The following is a 13460-nucleotide window of genomic DNA, read 5'->3' on the forward strand; positions in this document are numbered from 1 at the left end:
GCGCCCGGGCACGGGCAAGCTTCGCGCACGGTGACGGCGGGTGGCCCGTCATTCGCCGTCGACAGAAGAGAGAGGAACGCCCGCACGTGGTGACCGTCGCTGACATCGCCGGCAGTCCGGAGCTCCAGGTGGAGCTGCTCGCCGGCGACCGCGCGCGCGCCAACGCGATCGTGGCGGCGCGCATCTCCGAGCTGGAGGACCCGACCGAGCTGCTCGAGCGCGGCACGCTGCTGCTGACCGCGGGCCGCGGCCTCGGCGACCGCCCCGCCGCCCAGCGCGGCTACGTGCGCCGACTCGCCGCCTGCGGCGCCGCAGGCCTCGCGGTCGCGCTCGGCGAGCATCTCGACGCGGTCCCGCCGGCCGTCCTGCAGGAGGCCGCGCGGCTGGAGCTGCCCGTGCTCGCGGTCACCGGCCGCGACGCGCTCGCCGCGCTCGTGCGCGCCACGAGCAGTGACGCGGAGACCTCCGACGACCACTGGCGCGCGCTGACCCTGCACGAAGAGCTCGTACGCGCCGCCGTCGAGGGCGCGCCGCTGCGCGAGCTGCTCGCGATCCTCGCCGGCGAGCTGCGCTGCAGCGTGCAGCTGCGCGAGGGCGACGCGGTGCTCGCCGAGCACCACGCGACGGGCGGGCTGGCGTTCGAGGAGCTTGGCGACGCGCCCGTGCTGCGCCTCGACGTGGTCACCGCGGACGCGCGCGCCGAGCTGCTGGCGGCGCGCGCCGACGGCGAGTGGAGCGAGTTCGACCGCCTCGTGCTGCGCCACGGCCAGGGCGCGCTGGCGCTGGAGCTGACGCGCCGCCACGCCGTCCGCGCCGCGGAGCTGCGGCTCGCCGGCAACCTCTTCGACGACCTCGAGCGCGAGCGGCTCGAAGACGACGAGATCGCGGACCGGATCGCGGCCTTCGGCTTCGAGCGGGCCGGCTCGTTCGCGGCGCTCGTAGGCCTGCCCGGCGACCGCGGCGGCGAGCGGCTGCGCGCCGCGCTCGAGGTCCAGCTCAACCGCGCGGGCGTGCGCCAGCTCTCGGCCGTCGGTCCGGACACCGTCGCCTTCCTCGTCGCCAACGGCGACGAGGACCAGCTGCGCGCGATCGCCGAGCGCGTCGTCGCGGCCGAGCCGGGAGGCGTCCGGATCGCCGTCGGCCGGCTCGCGAGCGGTCGCGCACTGGGCCGCTCGCTGCTGGAGGCGCGTGCGGTGCTGAGCACCGCACGCAAACCCGTCGTCTCGTATCTCGACCTCGGACCGATGGAGTTGCTGCTCAGCGTCCCGAGCGCGCTGCTGGAGGCGTACGTCGACCGCGTGCTCGGACCGGTCGCGCAGAACGGCTGGCTGATGGAGTCGCTGACCGAGCTGCTCGACGCCGGCACGCGCTGGAAGGAGACCGCCGACCGGCTGGGCGTCCATCGCCACACGCTGCGGTACCGCATGAACCGCCTCGCCGAGCAGACCGGCCGCCACCCCGACGATCCCGCCGACCGCCTGGAGCTGTGGCTCGCGGTGCGGGCGCTGGAGACGATCACGCTGCGCCGCGACGGGCCGGTCGAGGGAGGCACCGACCAGGTGTAGTGCCGTGTCCGGTGACGTCTATCGCCCACGCGTCGAAACACGTGCCGCGCGCTTCGCCCGGCAGGCGCTTGTACCCGCCAGGACGATCGCGTGAGATGCGATGCCTGCCATGACGCCCTCCGACGAGATCTCAGGAATCGGCTACGCGAGCCGCTGGACCGCCCGGCCCGGCGAGACCGTCGCGTTCCACGTCAGCACTGCCGCCGGCCGCTACGACGCGACGCTCGTGCGGCTGCTCGGCGGCGTCGACGCCGCCGGCGCGGTCCCCGAGCTGGCGCTCGGCGACGGCGTCCGCTGCGCCGGCGCCGAGCAGGCGATCGCGATGGGGTCGTTCGCGGAGGTCGGCGACGACCCGCGGCTCGACCTCGGCACGAGCTTCACCGTCCAGCTGTGGATCTGCGCGACGACGCCGTCCGCCCACGGCACGCAGGGCGTCGTCGGCCGCGGCGGCGGCGAGGAGGGCGCCCCCGGCTGGGGCATCGCGCTGACGCCGGAGGGCGACCTGCTCGGCTGGGTCCAGGGCGCCGACGGCGCGCGGGTGACGGTCCGCAGCGGCCTCGCGCTGCGACCGGATCGTTGGGCGTTCGTCGCGCTCGTGCTCGACGGCGCCGCGGGCGAGCTGCGCTTGCAGCAGGCGGCGCGCTCGCCGTGGCTGCGCGACGAGGCCGTCGTGCGCGTCGCGCGGACCGGCGCCGGCACGGGCGTCGCGCCCGGCGCCGCCCGCGGGCCGCTGCTGATCGGCGGCGCGGCCGCACCCGCCGCCGCGCGGGAGACCGGCGCCGCGCCGCGCTTCCTCGACGGCAAGCTCGACGGCGTGCGGATCTGGCGCCGCGCGCTCCCGCCCGCCGCGCTCGACCGGCTCGCCGCCGACGTGCCGCCGCTGGAGCTCGCGCGCGACGGGCTCGTCGCCGCGTGGGACTTCGCGCAGCGCTGCGAGGGGGCCGAGATCGTCGACACCTCCGGCAACGACCTCCACGGCCGCGTCGTCAACCGGCCGGCGCGCGCGGTCACCGGGCGCAACTGGAGCGGCGACGAGGTCGACTTCCGCCTGCGCCCGCACGAGTACGGTGCGATCCACTTCCACGCCGACGACCTCGACGACGCGGGCTGGGAGACCTCGTTCGCGCTGACGGTCCCGGCGGACGCGACGAGCGGCGTCTACGCCGCGCGGCTCGCGTTCCACGGCGGCTCGGTCGAGCACGTGCCGTTCGTCGTGCGCGGCCCCGGGCGCGCGCGGGTCGCGCTCGTGCTGCCGACGTTCACCTACCAGGCCTACGGCAACCAGCGCTTCGGCGAAGAGCTGCGCGCGAGCCTCGCGCCGCTGCGCGCCGACGGCGACGCACGCTTGAGCCGCTACGAGCGCTACGCCGTCGAGCACGAGCTGGGGCTCTCGCTCTACGACGCGCACGCCGACGGGAGCATGTGCCGCTACTCGTCGCGGCGCCGGCCGATCCTCGAGTTCCAGCCGCGCTACACCTACTGGCTGACCGGCGAGCCGCGCCACTTCTCCGCTGACCTGCGCCTGCTCGGCTGGCTCGCGCAGCGCGGGACCGACTGCGAGCTGCTGACCGACGAGGATCTCGACCGCGAGGGGGTCGACGCGCTGCGCGGCCACCGCGTCGTGCTGACCGGCAGCCATCCCGAGTACGTGACCGGCGCGATGCGCCGCGCGCTGGCCGCCTACACCGCCGGCGGCGGGCGGCTGATGTACATGGGCGGTAACGGCTTCTACTGGGTCACCTCGACGAGCGCCGACCGCGGCGTCGTCGAGGTCCGTCGCGGGCACGCGGGCACGCGCGCCGGCGACTCGCCGCCCGGCGAGCAGCACCACAGCACGAGCGGCGAGCTGGGCGGCCTCTGGCGCCACCGCGGCGGCGCGCCGCACGACCTCGTCGGGGTCGGCTTCTCGGCTCAGGGGTGGGGCAGCGGCGCGGCGTACCGGCGGCTGCCCGACAGCCGCGATCCGCGCGCGGCGTACGTCTTCGCGGGCGTCGCGCAGGACGAGCCGATCGGCGCCGGCGGCCCGCTCGGCGGCGCCGCCGCCGACGAGATCGACCGCGCTGAGCCCGCGCTCGGCACGCCCGAGACGGCGCTCGTGCTCGCCAGCTCCAGCGGCGGTCACACGCGTCACTTCCAGCTCGCCGTCGAGGACGTGCCGGCGATGCGCCCGGGCCAGGGCGGGGACGAGTGCGCCGACGTGCGCGCCGACCTCACGCTCGCGCCGCTGCCCGGCGGCGGCGCGGTCTTCGCGACCGGTTCGATCGGCTGGGTCGTGAGCTTCTGCGCCGACCCCGACGGCGGCGCCGCACGCGTCACCGCGAACGTGCTCGACCGCTTCGGCACCGACGGGCCGGTGCTGGACGACGCCGGGGCCGGCGCCGACGGCGACGCGGCCTGAGAAGGCCGGCCGGGATCGCCCACGTGGCGAAAACCCCGCGCGGCAACTTGGACCGCCCGTCCGTTGCCCGGCCCGCGCGGCGGGCACAGAATGGCGCCATGAGCGCCACCACCGAGCCACCCCGGTCCTCCGTCTCGGAGGAGATCGACCCGACCACGTTCAGCGTGATCCTCAGCCGTCTCGACAGCATCGCGGAGGAGATGACCCACACGCTCGAGAACGCGGCGTTCACGTCGATGCTCTCGCTGCTGCGCGACTACTCCTGCTGCGTCTACGACGCGCAGGCGCGACAGGTCGCGATGGTCGACGCGCTCCCGATCCACACGAACTCGATGCACCTCGTGCTGCACGCGATCGAGGAGGCGTTCGGCGACGACGTGCACGAGGGCGACGTGATCCTCTGCAACGACCCCTACCGCGGCAACACGCACGTCGCCGACCTCGTCACCGCATGCCCTGTCTTCTGCGACGGGGAGCGGATGTTCTGGTCGATCGTGCGCGGCAATCAGCTCGACATGGGCGCGCCGAACCCGCACAGCGCCGACGGCGCGGCGCGCAACGTCTGGCAGGAGGGGCTGAAGATCCCGCCGCTGAAGCTCTACGACCGCGGCGTGCAGCGCGCCGACGTGCTGGAGCTGTACCTCGCGAACCTGCGCTGGCGCGAGCTGCTGCGCGGCGACCTGATGGCGCAGCTCGGCTCGATCTGGACGGGCGAGCGGCGGCTGCAGGAGCTGTGCGCGCGCTATGGCAACGCGACGATCGCCCGCTACGTCGATGAGGCGATCGCGTACGCGCGGCGCCGCACCGAGGCGGAGATCGAGCGGATGCCCAACGGCCGCTACGAGGCGCGCGGCTGGCTCGACACCGACGGCAGCCGCGCGACCGACCTGCTCGTCAACTGCGCCGTCACGATCCACGACCGCAGCGTCGAGGTCGACTTCTCCGGCAGCGACCCGGCCGGCGCGCACGGCCTCAACGCCTCCTTCGCGACGATGCAGGCGGCCGGCGGGATCCCGCTCGTGATGGCGATCGACCCCGACATCCCGCGCAACGAGGGCTGCCTGCGCACGGTCACGGTGAGCGCGCCCGAGGGGACGCTCTGCAACCCCGTCTACCCGACGTCGACGGCCGAGGCGACGACCGCGACCGCCGACCTGATGCAGGACGTCGTCTGCAAGGCGCTGGCGCAGGCGATCCCCGAGCGGGTGCGGTCGGGCAGCGCGCGCTGGGCCGGCGCGCCGATGCTGTCCGGGACCGACGAGCGCAGCGGCGTCTTCTGGGGCCATTCCGTGCTCAACAGCGGCGGCGGCGGACCCGCCTCCGGCGGCGCCGACGGCTGGCCGCTGATCATCGGCATGGCCGCCTTCGGCGGGCTCAAGTGCGCGTCGATCGAGCACACCGAGCTGCTCTACCCGGTGCGCTTCCGCGAGTGCGAGGTCGAGCCCGACTCGATGGGCCTCGGCGAGCACATCGGCGGACCGGGCGTCCGCTGCGCGCTGACACCGGTCGCCGGCGAGATCGAGGCGGTCTACACCAGCGACGGGCTCGTCAACCCGCCCTATGGGCTCGGCGGCGGCACCGCCGGGGCAGGCGGAGGGACGTACATCGAGCCGGCCGGCGACGGCCCGCGGCGCTTCCTGCACTGCGCGCTCGCGCCCGTGCCGATCGCGCCGGGCGAGACGTGGGTCGGCGTGACGAGCGGCGGCGGCGGCTGGGGCGACCCGCTGCGCCGGCCGCTGGAGCAGGTGCTCGCCGACGTGCGTGACGGGATCTGCACGGCCGCGGCGGCACGCGCGACGTACGGCGTCGTGCTCGGCGACGACGGCGAGCTGGACGCCGAGCGGACCGAGCAGCTGCGGGCCGAGCTTGGGCGCACACGTGCGGTCGACGCGCGCGCGGCGGTGCCCGACGCGCCGCGCGCCGCGGACTGGTTCGCGCGCCAGATGCGCGACGGCGACGTGTTCGTCGCGCCGATGGGCTGGGAGGCCGAGGCGCCCGATCCGCGCTCGGCGAACCAGTGGGGCCTGCCCAAGCACGGGCTGCGGACCGGCTGAGCCGGCATGTCTCTTCTCTTCAACGGACGCAAGGTGGGACCTATGAGCTGGCGTGTCGGGATCGACATCGGTGGCACGTTCACCGACATCGCGGTGGTCGCCGAGGACGGCGACGTGACGCTGTGGAAGGAGGACTCGACCCACCCGCACCCCGAGATCGGCGTGCAGAGAGGGCTCGCCGCCGTCGCCGCGAACGCCGGCTTGGCGCTGGATGAGTTCCTCGCGCGCACGACGCTGCTGGTGCACGGCTCGACGATCGCGACGAACATCGTGATCGAGCGCGACGGGCCGCAGGTCGGGCTGCTCTGCACCGAGGGCTTCCGCGACGTGCTGCTGTTCCGCGACGGCTTCAAGTGGGAGCGCTTCAACGACCGCCTGCCGCGGCCGCGCGACTTCGCCGACCGCTCCCGGCGGCTGGGCGTGCGCGAGCGCGTCGCGCCCGACGGCACGGTCGTCGAGCCGCTCGACGAGCAGTCGGTGCGCGACGCCGCGCGCGAGCTGGGGCGCCGCGGCGCGGAGGCGATCGCCGTCTCGCTGCTGTGGTCGAACGCCAACCCGGCGCACGAGCGGCGGGTGCGCGAGCTGGTCGCGCACGAGCTGCCGGACGTGCCGGTGATCATCGCCTCCGACGTGCTGCCGGAGATCGGCGAGTGGGTGCGCACCTCCGCCGCCGTGCTGTCCGCGTACGTCTACCCGCGCAGCGCCCGCTACCTGGGCGAGCTGAAGACGTGGCTGCGCGAGCACGGCTTGCGGCGCGACGTCCTGATCATGCAGGTCAACGGCGGCTGCGCGACCGTCGAGCGCACGCTCCAGGTGCCCGCCGGGATCCTGATCTCCGGCCCGGCGGCGGCGCCGGCGGCGGCGCGCCACATCGGCGAGCGCGTCGACGCGCAGGACATGATCACGGTCGACATGGGCGGCACCTCGTTCGACGTCTGCCTGATGCGCGCCGGCGAGGCGCCGCTGTCGCGCACGATCCAGCTCGAGCACCAGCCGATCGGCGTGCAGGCGGTCGAGGTCCACTCGATCGGCGCGGGTGGCGGCTCGATCGCGTGGATCGACTCGGGCGGCGCGCTGCGCGTCGGCCCGGAGTCGGCCGGCGCGCGGCCCGGTCCGGCCGCCTACGGCCAGGGCGGCGAGCGCCCGACCGTGACGGACGCGAACGTCGTGCTCGGCTACCTCTCGCCGGAGGCGTTCCTCGGCGGGCGCCGCACGCTCGACGCCGCGCGCGCCCGCCAGGCGCTCGAGCAGCATGTCGGCGACCCACTCGGGATCGATGCGCTCGCCGCGGCGGCGGGCGTGATCGAGCTGGTCAACGCGAGCATGGTCGACGCGATCCGCGTCGTCTCGGTCCAGCGCGGGATCGACCCGCGGCCGTTCCTGCTCGTCGCCGGCGGCGGAGCGGGGCCGCTGCACGCCGGCCGGCTCGCGGCCGAGCTGGGCATCGAGCGCGTGCTCGTCCCGGCGGAGGCCGGCACGATCTGCTCGTTCGGGATGACTGTCACCGACGTGCGTCACGATTACGCTGCGATGGTCCACACCTCCTCGGCCGACCCGGCGCTGGCCGACGTGCGGGCCGCGTTCGCGGAGCTGGAGCAGCGCGCCCGCGACGACCTCGCCGCGAGCGGCTTCGGCCCCGACGCGATCGCGCTCGAGCGCTCGGTCGACGCGCGCTACGAGGGCCAGGTCCACGACCTCACGATCGCGGTGCCGCCCGGCGAGCTGGACGCGGCGGCGCTCGCGCAGGTGCAGCGCGCCTTCCACGCCGCGCACGCCGAGCGCTACACCTGGTCGATCGAGGAGCACGCGGTCGAGTTCCTGCACTGGCGCGTGTCGGGCGTCGGCCTGATGGAGCGGCCGGCGACGGCACGGCTGACGGAGCTGGAGCCGCGGTCGGCCGACGCCGCCCGCAACGGGACACGGCTGGCCTGGTTCGCCGAGCTGGGAGAGCTGGTCGAGACGCCGGTCTACGACCGCGCCCGCTTCGAGGACGGCGCGACGCTGAGCGGTCCCGCGCTGATCGACAGCGCGACGACGACGGTCGTCGTCAACCCGGGCCAGACGCTGATCGCCGATGCGCGCGGCAGCCTGCTGATCGACTGCGTGGCGAACCTCGCCGGCGCGGGCACCGTCGCCATGGAGACGAAGGAGCGATGAGATGAGGGCAGATCCCGACGCCGCGCTGCTGCTGCGGAGCGTGCTCGACGAGGGCCACTACCGGGAGGTCCAGGCGCTGCTGAGCGACCCCTCGACGGAGCGGCCGTTCGTCGAGCCGTTCAGCGGGGAGCGGGTGCGCGCGGCGATCGAGGGTCTGCCCGAGCTGGGGCAGCTGCTCGTGCGGCTGTTCACGCTCGGCGCGACCGTCCCGCTCGACGCGGTTCACGCGGAGCTGGACGCGAGCGTCGTCGACCGGCTGCTCGACGCCGGCCTGTTGGAGCGCACGCGCGACGGCGTGCGCAGCCGCTTCATCGTCGTCGCCTACGCGAACCGGCTGCTGGCGGTCACGCCGCCGCTGTGGCTGCGCGGCTACGAGCCCGGCGAGCTGCTCGTCGACATCAGCGCGACCGCGTTCTGGATGGCGCGCTTCGTCGCCAACCGCGGGCCGGCGCGGCGCGCGCTGGAGCTCGGCACCGGCAGCGGGCTGCTCGTCAGCCTGCTCGACGCGGCCGAGGCGGTCGCCGTCGAGGGCGAGCCGGGCACCGCCGAGGTGGCGACCTTCAACGTGCTGCTGAACGGGCTCGACGAGCGCGTCGAGGTGCGCGCCGGAAAGCTCTTCGAGCCGGTCGCCGACGAGCAGTTCGACCTGATCGTCGCCAACCCGCCGTGCCTGCCGGCGCCGCATGGTGTCGCGCTGCCGCCGCCGAGCGACGGCGGCGAGGACGGCGACGCCGTGCTGCGGCAGGTGCTGGCCGGGGTCGGCGAGCACCTCGAGTTCGGCGGCGAGGCGCTCGTCGGCGGTCAGGGCTTCGGCGGCGAGCGGGAGCCGTTCATCGCCGGTTGGCTGCGCGACGCGCTCGCCGGCACGGCGCTCGGCGCGACCGTCCTGATCGGCGACGCGCAGAGCGTCGAGTCGGCGGGCGAGACGCTGCGCCAGCGCTGGCAGGAGACCGGCGTCGAGGAGGAGCAGGCGTTCGCGGCGTGGGCGCGCTTCTGCGCCGACGCGCGGCCCGACCGCCACTACACGTACCTGATCAAGCTCGCCCCGGGCGGCGACGGCACGGTCGCCGTCCACCCGCTGCTGAGGGCCTAGCGCGGCCGCGCCAGCCCCGGCGTCGCGGGCGCGGCGTCCGGGCGGCGGTCGGGATGGTCGCGCTCGTTGAACTGGCGCAGGCCCTCGGCGATCTGCGGATCGTCGAGCAGGCGGTCGAAGCACTCCGCCTCGATCCGCAGGCCCTCCTCCAGCGGGCGGCCGAACCCGCGCACGGCCGCCTCCTTGTCGGTGCGGATCGCGGACTGCGGCAGCGCCGCGATCGTCTCCGCCAGTTCGAGCGCGCGCTGCACGCAGGTGCCGGACGGCACGACCTCGTTGACGAGCCCGATCCGCAGCGCCTCGTCGGCGTCGATCACGCGGCCGGTGACGATCAGCTCCATCGCGCGGCGGAAGCCGACGATCCGCGGCAGCCGCTGGGTGCCGCCGTCGGCGAGGCCGATGTTCCAGCGGCGGCAGGTGACGCCGAACGTCGCGTGCGCGTCGGCGATCGCGAGGTCGGTCCAGCAGACCCACTCCAGTCCGCCGGCGTAGGCGACGCCGTTGACGGCAGCGATCGTCGGCTTGTGCAGGTCGGTCCAGCGGGAGGGGCCGAGCACGCCCGGCCGCTCGCCGCGCACGTGCGCCGCCCGCTCCTCCGGCGTCAGCGGAGCGACGGCGCGCCCCTCGAACGCCGCCTTCAGGTCGCCGCCGGCGCAGAACGCCTGCTCGCCGCTGCCGGTCAGCACCGCGACGAGCGCTGCGTCGTCGTCGCGGAAGCGCGTCCACGCGTCGAGCAGCCCCTGGTGGACCTCCGGTCCGATCGCGTTCATCCGCTCCGGACGGTCGATCGTGATCAGCGCGACCGGTCCGCGCTGCTCGTAGCGGACGAAGTCGCCCGCCTGCTCGGGCACCTGCTCGCTCGTCATCTGCTCGTCCTCTCGCTCGGAATGGAGACGGCGGCGGCCGTCACGCGCCACAGCTGCTCGACGACGCCGCGCATCGCGGGCCGGCGCGCGCGCCCGAGCGCCTCCAGCAGCACCTGGCGCATCGCGCCGAAGATCGCCGCGCCGGCGAGCGCCGGGTCGGGTCCGGACGGCAGCTCGCCGGCCCGCTGCGCCGCGCGGATGTTGCGCGCGGAGGCGTCGACGACCTGCGCGATCAGCCGTGCTTCGAGCGCGGCGAGCGCCGGGTCGCGCGCCATGCGGCCGTAGAGCACCGGCGCGAGCGGCTCGCGGTAGTGGAACGCGACGCCGCGCCGCAGCCGCTCGTGCTCACGCGTCGGCCAGTCGCCGAGCGGCGTCAGGTCGTCGTCCAGCACCTCCGCATGGAGCCGTCCGTAGAAGCTCTCCACGACGGCGCCGATCAGCTCCGCCTTCCCGCCGACGTGGTGGTAGACGACGCTCGGCGACACCTGCGCCGCGTGCGCGACGCGCGTCAGCTCGAGATCGCCGTCGCGCGCCAGCAGCTCGGCGGTCGCGGCGTCGAGCAGTCGCGTGTGCGTCGCACGTCCCTTCGCGGTCGCCGGACGGGATGCCATCGGCTGCAATTAGAATCGAATTCGGTTCTAGAGTCAAATGCCATCAGACGAGGCGACGCTGAGGCGAAAGGGCCGCGCTCCCAGAGCGCGGCCCTGCGTTCATGTGCGCTGGAGGGTCGGGGTCACCAGAAGGTGGCGCCCGGGAATCTCAGGCTCAAGGTCGCTTCCGAGTCCGGCGCGCATGGGGCGACCAGTGTTCTCTGCAAGGTGACCGTGCCCGCCGCCGCCAACTCGTTGCCGCCTCTGACGACGGTCCCGGTCACCGGTCCGCTGTATTGGCACTGCCCGCCGGCGTAGTTCGTGATCACGATCGAGATCGTTCCCGTGACCGCGCCGTCGCGGATCTTGAAGCGGATCTTGCTGTCGTATCTCGCTGCGGTTATGACGCCTTCACACGAGGCGTCGAACCCCTTGATCTTCAGCTTCGCGCCGCGCCATGTGCTGCGCGCTTTCGCGACGACGTTCGAGAGGGTGCAGGTCGAGGAGCCGAGTCTGGAGGCCCCTGTGAAGCTGCCGCTCGCGACAGTCGTCCGGTAGGGGTCGGGTGCGACCGAAGCGGACGCGGCGGCCGCTGGAACAGCGATGGCTGCGGCAGCGACCACGGCCGCGAGCGCGCCCTGCGTGAGGATCTTCATGAACGACCTTTCGTAGATCGATTGATCAACCCGGCCTGAGTCGAGGTCGCCGGCGCGCATCGACTTGACGCCATCAAGCTAATCCGTGGGCTTGACGCTGTCAAGCTGGGAGCGGGAGCGGGAGTGCCCACGTCCGTCGCGGCGTCAGCGGGCGGGTGTGAAGCGCACGACGTAGGGGAAGTCGCCGAACTCGACCTCGACGGTGTGCTCGCCGCGCAGGTCGACGGTGCGGCGACCGTCTCTGGCGGCGTCGCTGAAGAGCTTGACGTAGCGCGCGCTCGGTCCCGGCCGTGCGGGTCCGAGCCTCACGGCGAACGCGGTCTGGGCGTTGAAGTCGAGGTCGGCGTCCTCGGGGGCGTACTGCGCGAAGCGCACGACGTAGCGGCCGTCGAAGTCGTACGGGCCGTGCGTCTCGGGGGACGCCTCGCCGTCGACGACGATCTCGCCGTCGCGCGCCGGCTCGCGCAGCAGCGGCGGGGCCGCCGGCGACGTCGCGCCGCCGGTCGCTGCGGTCGTCGCCGCCGTCGTGTCGCCGTCGCCGCAGGCCGCGAGCGCTCCCGTCAGCGCGAGAACCGCGAGGCCGGCGGCGGCGCGGCGCGCTCGCTCTCTACTCATGTTTTGAGCTTACTACTCATTTCGTGTGTAGGATGCGGCCGCTCCGGGCGGTCCGGGAATCGACGAGAGGAGTGCTGAGACGGTGAGGACGTTCGATCGAAGCGGGTTCTTGCGGCTGAGCGCCGCCGGGGCGGGAGCGATGCTCGGCGCGGGCGCGCTGGCGCTGCCGGCGCGCGCGGCGCTGCCGGCGCCCGAGCCCAAGGGCGAGGATCTCGGGTTCCTCCAGCTCGGCGCGATCGGCGAGCGCGTCAGCCTCGAGCTCTACCGCGCCGCCGCCGCCGCACCGGCGCTGACGGTCGCGGAGCGCAGGCGGGCCGCTCAGATCCGCGCCGAGAAGGTCAAGCAGGTCGCCAAGCTCGACGCGGCGCTGGGCGAGGACGCGCTCGGCGACGACTCGTTCACGATCACGCTGCCGGCGAGGGAGCTTGCGTCGAGAGCGTCGATCGGCCGCTTCGGCGAGCGACTGGAGGCGCTGCTGGTCGGCGTCTACCTCAACGGCGTGCAGAACGGCGAGGACCGTTCGACGCGGCTGCTGCTCGGGCGTCTGCTCGCGTACGACGTGCAGCAGCTGGCGTGGCTGCGGGCGTTGCGCGGCGCGCCGAACTTCACGCGCGTCCCGTCGCCGCTGAGCGTCGAGCTCGCCGGCGAGCAGTTGGACCGCTTCCTCTCGACGCCCGGCGTCGAGCCGAGCTGAAAGGACCGATCGAGATGCTGCACCTTCTTCCCTCCATCCGCCGTCGCCGCGCCGGCCTCGCGGTCGCGCTGGCGGCCCTCGTCGCGCTCGCCATCCCCGCGGGCGCGCAGGCGCTGACCGTCTATGCGGCGGCGTCGCTGCGCGAGGCGTTTCCGCGGATCGCCTCGGCGACGTACAACTTCGCCGGCTCGGGCGCGCTGCAGGCGCAGATCGAGCGCGGCGCGCCCGCCGACGTGTTCGCCTCCGCAAGCCCGTCCGAGGCCCAGGCGCTGTTCCGCGCCGGCCGCTGCGGCCGGCCGGTGACGTTCGCGACCAACATCGTCGTGCTGCTGGTCCCGCAGAGCAATCCCGGCAACATCAGCTCCGTCTACAGCCTGCGCAGCGGCGGGAGACGGCTGGCGATCGGGGTGCCCGGGGTGCCGATCGGCGACTACACGCGCAAGCTGCTCGCGCGCATGCGGCTGACGTCGATCCTGTCGAGCAACACGGTCAGCCAGGAGGCGAACGTCGCCGGGATCACGTCGAAGGTCGCGCTCGGCTCGGCCGACGCCGGCTTCACGTACATCACCGACGGCCGCATCGTCGCCGACCGCGTCCGCACGATCCGCCTGCCGAAGTGGGCCCAGCCGCCGGTCCGGTACCAGCTCTGCGCCGTTCGGCGCTCGGGTGCGGACACCTCCGGCGCCGACGCGTTCATCAAGCGCGTCACCGGCAGCAGCGGCCGCCGCGTGCTGCAGGCCGGCGGGTTCGGGCTGCCGCCGCGCTGAGCCTG

Annotated in this window: 11 protein-coding genes; 7 read left to right on the plus strand and 4 right to left on the minus strand. The window is 74.4% G+C overall.

Annotation, left to right across the window (positions count from 1 at the left end; genetic code table 11):
• Positions 1-86: 86 nt before the first annotated feature.
• The 5 genes from CWOE_RS32420 (at position 87) to CWOE_RS02500 (ending at position 9267) form a co-directional block, all read left to right on the plus strand.
• Positions 87-1565: a helix-turn-helix domain-containing protein gene (locus CWOE_RS32420; RefSeq protein ID WP_012931983.1), complete on the plus strand. Its 1479-nt coding sequence runs from the start codon at positions 87-89 to the stop codon at positions 1563-1565.
• Positions 1566-1674: 109 nt separating this feature from the next.
• Positions 1675-3963 (plus strand): N,N-dimethylformamidase beta subunit family domain-containing protein, encoded by a 2289-nt coding sequence (locus CWOE_RS02485; protein WP_049793158.1) that lies wholly within the window; start codon positions 1675-1677, stop codon positions 3961-3963.
• A 98-nt stretch (positions 3964-4061) separates the two neighbouring features.
• Positions 4062-6017 carry a hydantoinase B/oxoprolinase family protein gene (locus CWOE_RS02490; RefSeq protein ID WP_012931985.1) on the plus strand — a complete coding sequence of 652 codons (1956 nt, stop codon included), beginning with the start codon at positions 4062-4064 and terminating at the stop codon, positions 6015-6017.
• A gap of 42 nt (positions 6018-6059) precedes the next feature.
• Positions 6060-8174 (plus strand): hydantoinase/oxoprolinase family protein, encoded by a 2115-nt coding sequence (locus CWOE_RS02495; RefSeq protein WP_012931986.1) that lies wholly within the window; start codon positions 6060-6062, stop codon positions 8172-8174.
• 1 nt (position 8175) lies between these two features.
• The gene (locus CWOE_RS02500; RefSeq protein ID WP_012931987.1) at positions 8176-9267 is read left to right on the plus strand and encodes a methyltransferase; all 1092 of its coding nucleotides are present in this window, start codon (positions 8176-8178) and stop codon (positions 9265-9267) included.
• On the opposite strand, the gene CWOE_RS02505 is transcribed toward CWOE_RS02500, so the two are convergent.
• The 4 genes from CWOE_RS02505 to CWOE_RS02520 form a co-directional block, all read right to left on the minus strand.
• Positions 9264-10133 (minus strand): enoyl-CoA hydratase/isomerase family protein, encoded by an 870-nt coding sequence (locus CWOE_RS02505; RefSeq protein ID WP_012931988.1) that lies wholly within the window; start codon positions 10131-10133, stop codon positions 9264-9266. The genes CWOE_RS02500 and CWOE_RS02505 overlap by 4 nt on opposite strands.
• Entirely contained in the window at positions 10130-10744 is a 615-nt protein-coding gene (locus CWOE_RS02510) for a TetR/AcrR family transcriptional regulator (protein WP_012931989.1), read from the minus strand. The genes CWOE_RS02505 and CWOE_RS02510 overlap by 4 nt, the downstream gene beginning before the upstream one ends.
• A 122-nt stretch (positions 10745-10866) precedes the next feature.
• Positions 10867-11439: a hypothetical protein gene (locus tag CWOE_RS02515; protein ID WP_148260867.1), complete on the minus strand. Its 573-nt coding sequence runs from the start codon at positions 11437-11439 to the stop codon at positions 10867-10869.
• Between the two features lie 84 nt (positions 11440-11523).
• Positions 11524-11994, minus strand: a complete 471-nt coding sequence (locus CWOE_RS02520; RefSeq protein WP_012931991.1) for a hypothetical protein — start codon at positions 11992-11994, stop codon at positions 11524-11526.
• 82 nt (positions 11995-12076) lie between these two features.
• Between CWOE_RS02520 and CWOE_RS02525 the strand changes: the two genes are divergently transcribed.
• Together CWOE_RS02525 and modA are read left to right on the plus strand one after the other, a co-directional pair.
• Positions 12077-12688, plus strand: coding sequence for a ferritin-like domain-containing protein (locus CWOE_RS02525; RefSeq protein WP_012931992.1), 612 nt, complete (start codon positions 12077-12079; stop codon positions 12686-12688).
• A gap of 14 nt (positions 12689-12702) precedes the next feature.
• Positions 12703-13455 carry a molybdate ABC transporter substrate-binding protein gene (gene modA, locus CWOE_RS02530; RefSeq protein ID WP_012931993.1) on the plus strand — a complete coding sequence of 251 codons (753 nt, stop codon included), beginning with the start codon at positions 12703-12705 and terminating at the stop codon, positions 13453-13455.
• Positions 13456-13460: the final 5 nt, after the last annotated feature.

The sequence above is a fragment of the Conexibacter woesei DSM 14684 genome, assembly GCF_000025265.1.
GTDB classification, from domain to species: domain Bacteria; phylum Actinomycetota; class Thermoleophilia; order Solirubrobacterales; family Solirubrobacteraceae; genus Conexibacter; species Conexibacter woesei.

Coding starts and splice junctions, on each gene's coding strand:
- CWOE_RS02485 (WP_049793158.1), top strand. CDS start 1,675: ATGACGCCCTCCGACGAGATCTCAGGAATCGGCTACGCGAGCCGCTGG.
- CWOE_RS02505 (WP_012931988.1), bottom strand. CDS start 10,133: ATGACGAGCGAGCAGGTGCCCGAGCAGGCGGGCGACTTCGTCCGCTAC.
- CWOE_RS02500 (WP_012931987.1), top strand. CDS start 8,176: ATGAGGGCAGATCCCGACGCCGCGCTGCTGCTGCGGAGCGTGCTCGAC.
- CWOE_RS02495 (WP_012931986.1), top strand. CDS start 6,060: ATGAGCTGGCGTGTCGGGATCGACATCGGTGGCACGTTCACCGACATC.
- CWOE_RS02490 (WP_012931985.1), top strand. CDS start 4,062: ATGAGCGCCACCACCGAGCCACCCCGGTCCTCCGTCTCGGAGGAGATC.
- CWOE_RS02515 (WP_148260867.1), bottom strand. CDS start 11,439: ATGCGCGCCGGCGACCTCGACTCAGGCCGGGTTGATCAATCGATCTAC.
- CWOE_RS02510 (WP_012931989.1), bottom strand. CDS start 10,744: ATGGCATCCCGTCCGGCGACCGCGAAGGGACGTGCGACGCACACGCGA.
- CWOE_RS02520 (WP_012931991.1), bottom strand. CDS start 11,994: ATGAGTAGAGAGCGAGCGCGCCGCGCCGCCGCCGGCCTCGCGGTTCTC.
- modA (WP_012931993.1), top strand. CDS start 12,703: ATGCTGCACCTTCTTCCCTCCATCCGCCGTCGCCGCGCCGGCCTCGCG.